Raw genomic sequence first — 13,572 nt, 5'->3', positions numbered from 1 at the left:
CGCCACAGGTTGCTCTCGGGTGATCGGGAAGCCCCGAACAGTGCGCGCCGCCGAGGTCGTGCCGTTCGCCCATCGTCCCGCGGCGACCGCATCGAACCGCACGGGTGGGTGGTACTGCCACGATGACGACCGACATCGCAGCCATGCTCGACGCCCACGGCCGCGACCGCACCGGCCTGCTGGACATGCTGTGGGAGGTGCAGCGGCGCACCGGATACATCCCGGTCGAAGCCGCGGCGACGATCGCCGACCGGCTCGGGATCTCCGTCGAGGACGTGCTCGAGACCGCGACGTTCTACCACTTCTTCCACACCGCCCCGGCCGGCCGCCACCGAATTTATTTGAGCAACACGGTCATTGCCAAAATGCACGGGTATGACGAGGTGTATGCGGCGCTGGAACGCGAGGCCGGTGTCCGGTTCGGCGAACCCGCCTCAGCGGAGTTCGGGTTGTTCGAGACCGCGTGCATCGGGCTCAGCGACCAGGAACCGGCGATGCTCATCGATGGAGTCGTGTTCACCGACCTGACCCCCGAGTCCGTCGGCGAGATCGTTGCCGGCCTCAGGGGCGGCAGCACCCCCGAGGAGCTGGCCAACCCGCGAGGGCTGGCCCGAGATCACCGCGCTTACGTCGAGGCGCTGTCGGGCAGCGCCGTGCACACCACCGGCCCGGTGTTCTTCCGCGGCGAGACCGACCACGAAAGGTTGCTGGCACGATGCCGGGCGCAGTCCTCCGACGAGGTGATCGCCACCATCACCGCGTCCGGCTTGCGGGGCAGGGGAGGAGCGGGATTTCCCACCGGCACCAAGTGGCAGACCTGCCGGGCGGCGCCGGGGGCGACCAAATACATCATCTGCAACGCCGACGAAGGTGAACCGGGAACCTTCAAGGACCGGGCGCTGCTGACGCACGAACCCGACACGGTGTTCGCCGGGATGGCCATCGCCGCGCACGCCGTCGGTGCAGCCGGTGCAGACAGTGCCGCCGTGCCTGTCCAGGGGATCGTCTACCTGCGAGCCGAATACGCCTACCTGGTCGCCTACCTCGAGGGTCGGCTCGCCGCGCTCCGGGAACGCGGCGTGCTGGGTCATGGCTCCGGCGGCTTCGACATCCGGATCCAACTGGGAGCCGGCGCCTACATCTGCGGAGACGAATCCGCACTCATCGAGTCGTGCGAAGGCAAGCGGGGCACTCCCCGGCTCAAACCGCCGTTCCCCGTCCAGCGCGGCTACCTGGGAATGCCGACGGTGGTGAACAACGTCGAGACCTTCGCCGCCGCGGCCCACATCATGGACCACGGAGCGGACTGGTTCGCCGCGGTGGGTGCCCCGGGCTCGACCGGCACGCGGCTGCTCAGCGTGTCCGGCGATTGCGCCGCACCCGGCATCTACGAAGTCGAGTGGGGCACCACGCTGCGCGCGGTCCTCGACATGATCGGCGCGCACGATGCGCGCGCGGTGCAGATCAGCGGCCCGTCCGGGGAGATGCTGTCCGTCGCCGCCGACGCGGACCGCGCGCTCGGCTACGACGACCTGTCCTGCAACGGCTCCTTCATGGTGTTCAACGGTGACCGCGATCTGCTCGACGTGGTGGGTGACTTCATGCAGTTCTTCGTCGACGAGTCGTGCGGCATCTGTGTCCCGTGCCGGGCCGGCAACGTGCTGCTGCGGCAGAAGGTCGCGCTGGTGGCAGACGGGCAGGCGACGTCGTCGGACCTCGACGAGATGGTGGCCTGGGGCGGGGTGGTGGCGCACACCAGCCGCTGCGGGCTGGGCGCGACGTCGCCCAATCCGATCCTGACGACGCTGACCAAGTTCCCCGAGATCTACCCGGTGCGGCCCCGCGCGACGGTCGCGGACCTGTTGCCCTCCTTCGACCCGGAGGCCGAACTGACCGATCACGGTGCCGCAGTCGCGCAACTCGCCCCCCAGGAGTCAGTGTGAGCATTCAGATCGAGATCGACGGCGTCACCGTGACCGCCGACGAAGGCGCGACGCTCGTCGACGCCGCGGCCGCTGCCGGGGTGTACATCCCCACCTTGTGCTACCTCCCCGACCACCCCGCCCTGGGGACGTGCCGGGTGTGTTCGGTCAAGGTCGACGGCCGGGTGATGGCGGCCTGCACGGTGACCGTCACCGACGGGATGCGAGTCGAGGTCGCCGAACCCGAGACCAGCGCCGCACGCAAGGCGCTGGTGGAGATGTTGTTCTCCGAGGGCACGCACAACTGCCCCAGCTGCGAGAAGTCCGGCCGGTGCACGCTGCAGGCCGTCGGCTACGAAGTGGACATGGTGGTCTCCCCGTTCCCCTACCAGTTCCCCCGCCGGGTCAATGACCATGCTGCGCAGTCGATCTGGCTGGAGCGAGACCGGTGCATCTTCTGTCAACGCTGCGTGGAGTTCATCCGCGACCGCGACACCGGCAAGAAGATCTTCTCCATCAGCGGCCGCGGCACCCACGCCCGCATCGAGATCGACGCCGAGCTGGCCGACAAGATGCCGCCCGAGCAGATCCAGCAGGCCGTCGACATCTGTCCGGTGGGCACGATCCTGCACAAGGGCGTGGGCTACGACCAGCCGATCGGCCGGCGGCGTTACGACGTCGAATCGGTCAAAGACCGGGCCCTCGACGCTGCGCGAGGAGCCGACCGGTGACCGCGTCGGAACCGATCGAGGTAGCCTCCCACGAACTTCCGGCGACGGCACTGGATCCCGAGATCGCCGCCGCCAGGGCCGGAAAGATCAAGGTGTCGATGATCAGCCTCTGCGGCTGTTGGGGATGCAGCCTGTCGCTGCTCGACATCGACGAGCGGATGATCGATCTGCTCGACAAGATCACCATTCTGCGTTCGTCCTTCACCGACATCAAGCGCATCCCGCAGCGCTGCGCCATCGGCTTCATCGAGGGTGGGGTCGCCAACGACGAGAACATCGAGACGCTGCGGCACTTCCGGGAGAACTGCGATGTGCTGATCTCGGTGGGCGCCTGCGCGATCTGGGGTGGCGTGCCGTCGCTGCGCAACCCGGTCGGCCTCACAGACTGTCTGGCCGAGGCCTACCCGCGGTCGCCGACCGCGCCCCCCGACGCGATGCCGGTGGTGCCCTACCACCGCCGGATACCCGTGCTGACGAACAACGTCCACCCCTGTCACGAGGTCGTGCACATGGACTACTTCATCCCGGGCTGCCCGCCGAGCGCCGACGCCATCCTCACCGTGCTCGAGGACCTGGTGCACGGCCGCCCTGTCGACCTGCCCACCTCGCTCAACCACTTCGAGTGAACGGGGATCGATGACCATGTCCTCCCGCAAGACCATCGTGATCGATCCGGTCACCCGAATCGAGGGGCACGGCAAGGTCGTGGTCGAACTCGACGACAACCACAACGTCGTCGATGCCAAGCTGCACGTCGTGGAGTTCCGCGGCTATGAGCGCTTCATCCAGGGGCACCCGTACTGGGAGGCGCCGGTGTTGATGCAACGCATCTGCGGAATTTGCTTCGTCAGTCACCACCTCGCCGGCGCCAAGGCACTCGATGACATGATCGGGGTCGGGCCGGCGTCGGGAACCGCGCTGACCCCCACCGCGGTCAAGATGCGCCGGCTCGGGCACTACGCGCAGATGCTGCAGTCGCACGTGACGGCCTACTTCTACCTGGTGGTGCCCGAAATGTTGTTCGGCATCGACGCCGCACCCGAACAACGCAACTTCATCGGACTGATCGAAGCCAATCCAGAACTGGTCAAACGTGTTGTCCGGCTGCGTAAATGGGGCCAGGAGGTCATCGAGGCGGTCTTCGGCAAGCGGATGCACGGCATTTCGTCGGTTCCCGGTGGGGTCAACAAGTGTCTGACCGCGGCCGAGGTCGAGCGGTTCCTGCACGGCGACGACGGGCTGCCATCGGTCGATCAGGTCATCGACGACGCCCAGCTGGGCCTGCAGATGTTCCACGACTTCCACGACGCGCACCGCGCACAGGTCGACCGGTTCGCCACTGTGCCCGCCCTGAACATGTGCCTGGTCGACGACGCCGGCAACGTCGACTACTACGACGGGCACCTGCGCGTGGTCGACGGGAACAGGGACGTCATCCGGGAATTCGATTACCGCGACTATCTGGCGCACTTCTCCGAGCGGGTGGAGCAGTGGAGCTACATGAAATTCCCCTATCTGACCGAACTCGGGCCTGACGCGGGTTCGGTGCGGGTCGGTCCGCTGGCGCGGATGAACGTCACCGACACGCTGCCGACCCCGCTGGCCGCCGAAGCCCTGCAGCGGTTCCGTGCCTACACCGACGGGTCGGCCAACTCCATGACCCTGCACACCAACTGGGCCCGCACCATCGAGATCATCCACGCCGCCGAAGTCGTCAAAGACCTGCTCAACGACCCCGACATCGTCGCCGGCGACCTGGTCGTGTCGCCGGGCGAGCACGCCTGGGTGGGCGAGGGGGTCGGTGTCGTCGAAGCCCCGCGCGGCACACTGGTGCACCATTATCGCGCCGACCGCGGCGGCAACGTGACCTTCGCCAACCTGATCGTGGCCACCACCCAGAACAACCACGTGCTCAACGAGACCGTGCGCAGCGTGGCCGAGGCTTATCTGGGCGGGCAGGCGGAGATCACCGAGGGCATGATGAACGCGATCGAGGTGGGCATCCGGGCCTATGACCCCTGCTTGAGCTGCGCCACGCACGCGCTGGGACAGATGCCGCTGTCGGTGTCGCTGGTCGACTCGGGGGGCCACGTCATCGATCACCGCGTCCGCTGAAGGCCCCATGTCCGCTGAAACTCTCTGCCTACCCAGGGATCTGCTGTCCTGCGAGTCCTCGCTCGTGCTCGGGATCGGTAACGCAGGGCGCCAGGACGACGGACTCGGCTGGGCCTACGTCGACGGCCTGCAAGCACGCCTGGCCGCGCGCGGTGGCCCGACGCCGCAACTGCGGCACACCTATCAGCTCAACCTCGAAGATGCCGATCTGATCCACCACTACCGGCGCGTGCTGTTCGTCGACGCCACCAAGGACAGCGCAGTCGACACGTTCGCCGTGACCAGGCCGCAGGCGAAGATGGATCTCACGTTCACCTCGCACGCCATCTCGGTGCCGGCCATCCTGGCCACCGCGCGGCAGTGTTTCGACTCCGTGCCCGAGGCGTACCTGCTGGCGATACGCGGCTATCAGTGGGAGCTCGCGCAGGGATTGAGTGACGCCGCACTGCACAACCTGGGGGCGGCGCTGCACGCCACGGTGGACACAGTCGACACGGCTGCCGTCGACAGGTGACCTTAGCCCCTCCCGCGCAGTTGCTACCCGCCGTAGTACTAGAGGTATGAGCAACACAACGGATGCGCAGCCTGTCTTCGACGTCGACGTCACCTCGCACGGGGAATTCCCCGGCGCGGCCGACTACGCGCGGACCAAGATCGGCGAGCTGGGGCGGCTGGCCCACCGACCGGTGCTGTATGCGCGGGTGAAGTTGGCCCGCCACCACGACCCGGCGGTGCAGAACCCCGTGGTCGCGCAGGGAAACCTGGACGTCAGCGGACGGGTCGTGCGGGCACAGGTCCACGGGGCGAGCGCCCGAGAGGCCATCGACCGGCTCGAAGCTGCCCTGCAGCGCCAACTGGAACACCTTGCCGAGCACTGGGAGCTACCCAAGAAGGGTGCGCGGGCACCGCGGCGCCCCTGGGCGGAAGAGCATCGGCCCGGGCATCCGATCCGATCGGCGGACGAGGCGGAAGTCATCCGGCGCAAGACGTTCGCGATGGCGCCCTGCACCGCGGACGAAGCGGCCGACGAGATGGATCTGCTCGACTACGACTTCCATCTGTTCACCGAGAAGGCCACCGGCGCCGTCGGAGTCATGTACCGCGCAGGCTCCACCGGTTACCGGTTGGCGATGGTGGCGCCGGATCTCGCCGAGGGGTTGGGCGAGTTCCACCGGCCGGTCACCGTCAGTGATGCGGCGCCGCCCTGTCTGCGCGAGCAGGACGCCGTGGAACGGCTCGCCCTTCTCGCTCTGCCGTTCCTGTTCTACATCGATGCCGCCCAGGGCCGTGCCAGCGTGCTCTACCGTCGCATCGACGGCAACTACGGCGTGATCACCCCGGCCGTCGACTCGGCGTGAACGTCCCGGGTGCGCGCTCGATCCGGGACTTTGTACCCTAGCGCGAAGGACCCGGCGCGGCGTGTGGTTGAGCAAGATCCTGCCGTCCGAGCGAGGTGAACATGAGTGTCGCGCATGAAGTCGACGAACCGACTCGTCGGTTCGCCCGTGTTCTCGGTCCCTATTTCCTGGTGCTCTCGGTGGTGGTGGCGGTCCGGGCGCCGGACATGTCCGCGCTGCTGGAGGAGTTCGCCGCCTCGACGCTGTGGCCTTTCGTGATGGGGGCTTTCGCGCTGCTGGGGGGCATCGCGATCGTGGCGTTCCATCAGCGCTGGCACGGCGCCCCGGCGATCATCGTGTCGCTGGTCGGTTGGCTGCTGGTGGCGCGCGGGCTGTTCCTGTTGGCCTTCCCGGACACCGCGGCCGCGCTCGCGCAGCGCCTCGTCGACATGCCCCCGATCTGGCTGCCGGCCTATGCCGTGATGGCGGTACTGGGCCTGTATCTGACGTTCGCGGGGTATCGTCGCGTGCCAAAAATTCTGCAGCACAACCCGTCCGGGGCCGCCGCAGCATCTTCGCGCGCGACATGACCGACGGTCACGGCATCGTCGTCGCGGTCGACGGCTCGCCGTCTTCAGACGCAGCCGTCGACTGGGCGGCACGTGACGCCGCACTGCGGCACGTACCGCTGACCATCGTGCACGTGCAGCCCGCCGACGAGGTCGGGCCCTGGCTGGATTTCCCGGTCGCGTTACCGCAGGAGTACCTGGCCGAGCGCGACCGCCGGTCCCAGGAGATCGTCGACGACGCGTTGGGGGTGGTCGTCGACGCCGTCTCGGAATCCCGCGAATTCCCGGTGCACACCACGGTGCTCACGGGTGCCAGGATGCCCGCACTCATCGAGGTGTCCACTGGGGCCGACATGATCGTGCTCGGGCGCCGGGGCATGGGCGGATTACGGGGACTGCTGCTGGGCTCGACCAGTTCGACATTGGTGCAGCACGCGCATTGCCCGGTCGCGGTCATCCACGCCGACCGGCCCGACGGGGGTTTTTCTGCGACCGCGCCTGTCATCGTCGGTGTCGACGGTTCACCGGCCTCGGAATCCGCCACGGCGATCGCCTTCGACGAGGCCTCGCGCCGCGGCGTCGACCTCACGGCGGTGCACACGTGGATGAACAGCGCAGACTTCCCGTTCGACGTGCCGACCGACGAACTGGCGACCCAGGCCGACGAGGAATTGGCGCAGCGTCTCGCCGGGTGGTGCGAGCGCTACCCGGACGTGACCGTGCACAGGGTCGTGGGTCAGGACAATCCGGCGCACCGGTTGATCGAGGAGTCGCAGACCGCCCAGCTGTTGGTGGTGGGAAGTCATGGCCGCGGCGGCTTCGCCGGGCTGCTTCTGGGGTCGGTCGGCTCGGCGGTCGTGCACGCGGCGCGAATACCGGTCATCGTCGCACGTCGGCCCTGAGCAGGTCTGCCGCACCGCCGCCCTGAGTCGGTCGGCCACGCCGCCGGCGCGACGCCGGAGGGCCTTCCGGCCCTTTCGCCCGAACGCGTTTCGCGGCAGGGTGGCGCACATGACCGGCACGCCACCCTGGACCACGCCTGGAAACCTCAGCGCCGAGGTGCACGAGACGCACACCGGTCTGGTGGCGCTGATCGGTGACCGGGCCTACAAGACCAAGAAGGCTGTCGTCACCGACTTCCTCGATTTCAGCAGTGTGGCACGCCGCGAACAATCCTGCGCTCGTGAGGTCGAGCTCAACCGCAGACTGGCTCCGGACAGCTATCTGGGCATCGGCCGTTTCGACAGCCCGGAGGGGCCGTCCGAACCGGTCATCGTGATGCGGCGCTATCCCGAGGCCGCCCGCCTGGCCGTCCTCGTCCGCTCGCGCGTACCGGTACACGCCGAACTCCGCGCCATCGCCGCCGTGCTGGCGCGATTTCACGCCACCGCCGAGCGTGGCGGGGCGGTCGACGCCGAGGCCACCGTGGCTGCGCTGACCGAGCGGTGGCAGGAGAATCTGACCGAACTACGGCGCCACGCCGGTGCCGTACTGGCCGAGGCGACACTGGCCGACGTCACCCGGCTGGCCACCCGCTTCCTGGCCGGCCGCGGCGGGCTCTACGCCTCGCGCATCGCCGGGCGCCGGGTCGTCGACGGCCACGGTGACCTGCTGGCCCAGGACATCTTCTGTATGCCCGAGGGTCCGGTCCTGCTCGACTGCCTCGAATTCGACGACCGCCTCCGGTATGTCGACGGGGTGGACGACGCCGCCTTCCTGGCCATGGATCTCGAATACCTGGGCCGGGCGGATCTCGGCGAGTTCTTTCTCGACGAATACCTGTGCAGCGCCGACGATCCGGCTCCGCGATCGCTGCGCGACTTCTGCGTCGCCTACCGCGCGGTGGTGCGGGCGAAGGTCGACTGCGTGCGGGTCACCCAGGGTCACCACGACGCCGCGGCCGACGCCCGCGCCCATCTGGACATCGCGCTGGCGCATCTGCAGCGGGCGACGGTACCGCTGGTGATCATCGGCGGCGGACCCGGAACCGGCAAGACCACACTGGCTCATGCGCTGGCCCCGCGCCTCGACGCCGTGGTGATCTCCACCGACGACGTGCGGCGTGAGCTGCGCGAAGCCGGCACCATCTCAGGTGCGGTCGGTGACCTGCACAGCGGGCTCTACGCACCACAGAACGTCACCGAGGTGTACGACGCAGTGCTGCGACGTGCGCACGCAGCACTCGGAACCGGACGGGCGGTCATCGTCGACGGTACGTGGCGCGACCGGCGGCACCGCGACCAGGCGCGGTCTGTCGGCGCCGAATGTCATTCGCCGGTAGTCGAATTCGCCTGCACAGTACCGATTTCTGAGGCTGTGCAGCGAATCTCGACGCGTACTGCGACCACCTCCGACGCCACCCCGGAAATCGCCACCGCGCTCGGCGAGGGTGAGCAGCGGTGGCCGGAAGCCCTGCCGGTCGACACGTCGGTGCCGGTGTCCGACACGGCGGCCGAGCTGGAGCGGGTGTGTCGGCTCGCCGGGTGAGGGGCACGTCCGATCGCCGAATGAGCCTTGGTCATCGTGCCTGCAGCTGCTCACACACCGAAGCCACCCACGATGCGACGTGCTCCGGGTCACGCCAGTCGCCGGCTCGGGTCTTGGCCATGGCGTGTGCCAGCAGCCCCCGAGCTCCCGGCTGCAACCGCCCGCCGAACGTCACCTGACCGCGGGCATCGACCAGCGCCGACAACCTGGCGATCTGCTTGGTGGGCGGAATCTTCTCGCGCGCAGCGGAATCGTCCAACGGTCCGCTGCACACCAGCCAGACCGGCAGCGTCTGCAGCACGGCTGCGTTCCGGCGCACGAAGCGACTCGCGTGGCGATGCCACCGGCTGTTGTACAGCGATCCCGCGACGATCACCGCGTCGATCTCGTAGAAGTCGGCCACCCCATCGGCCGGAGAGATGATCACACTGCACCCCTCGGCCTCCAGGGCATCGCCGATCATGTCCACCAAACCCGCCGTGCCGCCACGACGGGACGCGAACACGATCAGCACCCGCGGGCGCGACCCGGTCACGATTGCCGTTGGGGTGCCGTCATGACCGGACCACCAGGGCCGACGAGTGTGCGTGCCGAAACACCGGATGACCGTGCGGACCGACGATCTGGGCCAGTTCGTCGGTCCCGTCACTGCCGATCACCGCCAGCTGCACCCGCTCGTCGTGCTTTTTCAGGAAGTGCGCGATGTCCCCCTCGTCGGCGATCGGGTAGACGTGTACACCGGGGTAACGCTGCTGCCAGGTGGTCACCTGATCGTCACCCAACGCCAGCACCGGCGCATGACGCAATTCGGCTTCCTGCATGGCCCGCTCCACGACGACGGTGTGTTCGGGACGTCCGTCCAGCGTGACGACGATCCAGTCGATGTCGTGGTCTGCTTCGTCGTCCTGCGGCCGGATCACGGCGACCGGACACTGCGCATTCTCCGCGATCTCGGTCGCGGTGGAACCGAGGATCGAACGCGCATAGCGGTCGATCCCGACGGTGCCGACACAGATCAACTCGGCCTGCGCAGACCGCTCCACCAACGCGACCGCGGCTGGGCCGTCGACGAGGTCAGTCCGGACGTCCACCGCCTTGCCGGTCGCTTCGACAGCGGCACAGGCGGATTGCAGTGCTTCGCGTCCGCGATGGACGTCGGCGTTGTAGTCGTCGGTGCCCAGGTGCTTCGGCTTCGTCGCGTACAGCAGCTGCAGAGGCACTCCGCGAGCGAGCGCTTCGTCCACCGCCCACAGCGCGGCGTTCACTGCTGCGTCGGACCCGTCGATCCCCACGATCACCGGTGATGTCGTCGTCGTCATCATCCGCTCCCTGTCAGCTGCGTATTTCCGTTCACGCTATGACGATGGCGGGCAACGCCGTAGGGCCCTTCGTCACCTGTGGCACGGGGCGGCAGGGTTAACGTCGCTGCGGGGTTGGTGTTCACCGGCAGGTAACCGGCGGGCGTTAGGGTGCTGCGACGATGGAGGAGATCAGCGCTGGGGCAAGCCCGTGACCGCATACCGCCACACGCCTGCGCTCATGGCCGACGACACCCGCGCGGAACTGTTCGGGTTGCTCGACGGTATCGACGGCCTGCTGCAGCGGCTGGAGCAGGCGGGTGAGACCTGGTCGCACTGGATCGACGCCGTCGACGTAGATTACCGGGCGAGCGCGCGCAACCTCGCCCATTACTGGGCCATGCGTGGCGTGGATCTGCGGGACCTGCAGCAGCGGCTGGCCGCATTCGGGCTGTCGTCGCTGGGTCGCAGCGAGCCCCACGTGGAGGCGACTCTGCGGCTGGTGCGCTCGGCGGTGGCGGCCATGATCGAGGACAGCTGGTGTCCACCGCCGCCCTGTGCGGTCGGCGCCGAGGAGAGCCGGGCGGTGCTGGACCGTCGAACGGTCGAACTGCTCGGCGCGGCGCCACCCGGTCGCTCGACACGCATCATGGTGACGTTGCCGTCGGAAGCCGCCACGGATTCACAGCTGGTTCACCGCCTCGTGGAACGGGGGATGAACGTCGCCCGGATCAACTGTGCGCACGACGACCCCGAAGCCTGGCGGGCGATGGCGCGGCATGTGCGCGCGGCCGCCGAGCAGACGTCACGCAGCTGCCTGATCGCCATGGACCTCGCGGGTCCGAAGCTGCGCACCGGCCCGATTGCGCCCGGGCCGCGCGTGGTCAAACTGCGGCCCCACCGCGACGACCTCGGCCACGTCATGGCGCCCGCCCGCGCCTGGCTGACCTCCCAGTCGTCCCCGGCTCCACCCCCGGAGCCCGGAATGGTGACGCTGCCGGTCCCCACAGAGTGGCTCGCGCGCCGGACGGACACGGATGTCCTCGCGCTCTACGACACCCGCGGGGCGAAGCGCACCCTGTTGACGTCGCAGCGCGGTGTCGGCGGCATCGTCGTCAGCACCGACAAGACCTCCTATGTGGCCAGCGGGACGGTGTTGCGCGTCTACGGCGCCGACGATGCCGCCGAAGTCGGTCCGCTGCCGCAACACGAGCAGAGCCTGGTGCTGCGTCCGGGCGACACCCTGCGGCTCACCCGGGACTGCTCGCCGGTCTCGCCCGAGCCTGCGGGCACGCCGAGCATCGGGTGCACGCTGGCTGAGGTGTTCGGTCACGCTCGGGTGGGCGAGAAGGTGTTCTTCGACGACGGCCGGATCGGCGGTGACGTGGTCGCTGTCGATCCCGACGTGGTGGAGGTGAGGATCGGGCGGGCGGCGCCGGAGGGCACGAAACTGCGTGCCGCCAAGGGCATCAACCTCCCCGATACCGCGCTGCCGGTGCCGGCGCTGACCGACAAGGACATCGACGATCTGCGTACTGTCGCCGAGATCGCCGATGTCGTCCAGATGTCGTTCGTCCAACACCCGTCCGACGTGGTTCGGCTGCACGACGAGCTGGGACGGCTCGGGGCGACGGGGTCGGTGTCGTCCTGAAGATCGAGACGCGCCGCGCCTTCGAGCGACTTCCGCACCTGCTCCTGACCGCGATGCGCCGTCCCCGGGTCGGGGTGATGATCGCGCGCGGTGACCTGGCCGTCGAGGTCGGCTACCAGCGGCTGGCCGAGGTGCAGGAGGAGACGCTGTGGTTGTGTGAGGCCGCCCATCTGCCGGTGATCTGGGCGACCCAGGTCCTCGATCAGATGTCCAAGAGCGGTCTGCCGTCCCGGGCCGAGATCAGCGACGCCGCGATGGGGGAGCGCGCCGAGTGCGTCATGCTGAACAAGGGGCCCCACATCGACGACGCCGTGGAGGTGCTCGACGACATCCTCACGCGGATGGCCGACCACCACTACAAGAAGACCGCCCTGCTGTCTCAGCTGCACTCGTGGTACCGCGATCCAGCCACCGCCGACGTGCCGTGAGCTCCCCTCAGGGTTCCAGGCGGATCTTGAGATGGTCGTCGGCGCGAGCCAGGGCGGCGGCGTAGGCCTGCGGTGCTGAGGCCAGCGGCATTGCCGCAGTGAAAATCCCGTCTACGCAGAGCCGGCCCGACTGCAGCAGCGGGATCAGCTCGGGCCAGGTCTGCTGGACCGGTGCGGTGGTCATCCGCAAGGTCAGGCTGCGCAGCAGGCACATCAGTGCAGGCAACGGGTAGGGCGTCAGGTCGTGGACGCCGATCACCGAGACCGTGCCGCCGGTGCGGACACAGGACAGGGCGTCGTCGAGGGAGCCGTCGGTGCCCACGGCGTCGATCACGCTGTGGGCGCCGAGTCCGTCGGTGGCCTCGAGGACGGCGTGCGCGCCAGGAGGGGCGACGGCGTGCCCACCTGCCACGGTCGCCTGCTGGCGTCGCCAGGCGACCGGGTCGACCACGAAAACGCGTGCGGCACCCAGCGCATAGCTGCTGCGCAGCGCGCACTGACCGACCGCACCCGCTCCGATGACCGCCACCGTCCCGCCGATCGGGATGTCGGCGCGCTTGGCGCCGGCCCATCCGGTGGCCAGGTTGTCGGTCAACAACAGGGCCTGATCGACGGTGATGCCGTCCGGCATCGCCAACAGCTGGAAGTCGGCGTCGGGTACCGCGAGCAGATCCGACTGCGCGCCACCCAGCAGGCCCGACCCGAAGATCTGCGGACCCCGCACACAGGCCACCGGATCCCTGGTCCGGCAGCCCGCACAGCGGCCGCAGCCGGCGACCGAGGACACCAGGACGCGGTCCCCGGGCCTGAAAGACTGGACTGCCGAGCCGGTTTCGACCACCACGCCGATCGCCTCGTGGCCCAGTGCCACGGGTTCGGTGACCGGATAGTGCCCCTCCAGGAAATGCAGGTCCGAACCGCAGATGGCGGTCGCGGTGACCTCGACGACGGCGCCGTCGGGCCCGGGAAGCGCGGGGTCGGGGCGCTGCTCGACGCTGACTCGACCGGACCCGTCGACCACCACCGACCGCACG

Annotated in this window: 14 protein-coding genes; 11 read left to right on the top strand and 3 right to left on the bottom strand. The window is 68.7% G+C overall.

The genetic code is table 11. The features are described 5' to 3' along the window. The first annotated feature begins 122 nt into the window (after positions 1-122). From J3476_RS24810 to J3476_RS24770, 9 genes are all read left to right on the top strand, one after another. Positions 123-1,943 (top strand): NAD(P)H-dependent oxidoreductase subunit E, encoded by a 1,821-nt coding sequence (locus tag J3476_RS24810; protein ID WP_207068963.1) that lies wholly within the window; start codon positions 123-125, stop codon positions 1,941-1,943. Next, positions 1,940-2,653, top strand: a complete 714-nt coding sequence (locus J3476_RS24805) for a 2Fe-2S iron-sulfur cluster-binding protein (RefSeq protein WP_207068962.1) — start codon at positions 1,940-1,942, stop codon at positions 2,651-2,653. The genes J3476_RS24810 and J3476_RS24805 overlap by 4 nt, the downstream gene beginning before the upstream one ends. After that, a complete protein-coding gene (locus J3476_RS24800) occupies positions 2,650-3,279 on the top strand; it encodes an NADP oxidoreductase (RefSeq protein WP_286183673.1) in 630 nt (209 codons plus the stop codon). The genes J3476_RS24805 and J3476_RS24800 overlap by 4 nt, the downstream gene beginning before the upstream one ends. Positions 3,280-3,289: 10 nt before the next feature. Then, positions 3,290-4,768, top strand: a complete 1,479-nt coding sequence (locus J3476_RS24795) for a Ni/Fe hydrogenase subunit alpha (RefSeq protein WP_286183672.1) — start codon at positions 3,290-3,292, stop codon at positions 4,766-4,768. 7 nt (positions 4,769-4,775) lie between these two features. Beyond that, positions 4,776-5,282, top strand: a complete 507-nt coding sequence (locus J3476_RS24790) for a hydrogenase maturation protease (protein ID WP_207068961.1) — start codon at positions 4,776-4,778, stop codon at positions 5,280-5,282. A gap of 46 nt (positions 5,283-5,328) precedes the next feature. Next, positions 5,329-6,126: an HPF/RaiA family ribosome-associated protein gene (locus J3476_RS24785; protein WP_207068960.1), complete on the top strand. Its 798-nt coding sequence runs from the start codon at positions 5,329-5,331 to the stop codon at positions 6,124-6,126. A gap of 101 nt (positions 6,127-6,227) precedes the next feature. Beyond that, positions 6,228-6,695 (top strand): hypothetical protein, encoded by a 468-nt coding sequence (locus tag J3476_RS24780; protein ID WP_207068959.1) that lies wholly within the window; start codon positions 6,228-6,230, stop codon positions 6,693-6,695. Then, positions 6,692-7,576, top strand: a complete 885-nt coding sequence (locus J3476_RS24775) for a universal stress protein (RefSeq protein WP_207068958.1) — start codon at positions 6,692-6,694, stop codon at positions 7,574-7,576. The genes J3476_RS24780 and J3476_RS24775 overlap by 4 nt, the downstream gene beginning before the upstream one ends. 109 nt (positions 7,577-7,685) lie before the next feature. Beyond that, positions 7,686-9,161 (top strand): AAA family ATPase, encoded by a 1,476-nt coding sequence (locus J3476_RS24770; protein WP_207068957.1) that lies wholly within the window; start codon positions 7,686-7,688, stop codon positions 9,159-9,161. Between the two features lie 31 nt (positions 9,162-9,192). On the opposite strand, the gene J3476_RS24765 is transcribed toward J3476_RS24770, so the two are convergent. Continuing rightward, a complete protein-coding gene (locus J3476_RS24765) occupies positions 9,193-9,696 on the bottom strand; it encodes a flavodoxin domain-containing protein (RefSeq protein ID WP_207068956.1) in 504 nt (167 codons plus the stop codon). A gap of 19 nt (positions 9,697-9,715) precedes the next feature. Continuing rightward, complete coding sequence (locus tag J3476_RS24760) at positions 9,716-10,480, bottom strand: universal stress protein (RefSeq protein ID WP_207068955.1); 765 nt, start codon at positions 10,478-10,480, stop codon at positions 9,716-9,718. 220 nt (positions 10,481-10,700) lie between these two features. On the opposite strand from J3476_RS24760, the gene J3476_RS24755 reads away from it, so the two are divergent. Both J3476_RS24755 and J3476_RS28070 read left to right on the top strand, forming a co-directional pair. Further along, positions 10,701-12,110, top strand: coding sequence for a pyruvate kinase (locus J3476_RS24755; protein ID WP_286183668.1), 1,410 nt, complete (start codon positions 10,701-10,703; stop codon positions 12,108-12,110). After that, positions 12,107-12,538 (top strand): pyruvate kinase, encoded by a 432-nt coding sequence (locus J3476_RS28070; protein WP_307726977.1) that lies wholly within the window; start codon positions 12,107-12,109, stop codon positions 12,536-12,538. Before J3476_RS24755 ends, J3476_RS28070 begins: the two co-directional genes overlap by 4 nt. A gap of 7 nt (positions 12,539-12,545) precedes the next feature. On the opposite strand, the gene J3476_RS24750 is transcribed toward J3476_RS28070, so the two are convergent. After that, the gene (locus tag J3476_RS24750; RefSeq protein ID WP_207068954.1) at positions 12,546-13,571 is read right to left on the bottom strand and encodes an alcohol dehydrogenase catalytic domain-containing protein; all 1,026 of its coding nucleotides are present in this window, start codon (positions 13,569-13,571) and stop codon (positions 12,546-12,548) included. Position 13,572 lies beyond the last annotated feature (1 nt).

Source organism: Mycobacterium sp. PO1 (assembly GCF_017312405.1).
GTDB lineage: Bacteria > Actinomycetota > Actinomycetes > Mycobacteriales > Mycobacteriaceae > Mycobacterium.
This window is presented reverse-complemented; position numbering and strand designations above follow the sequence as displayed.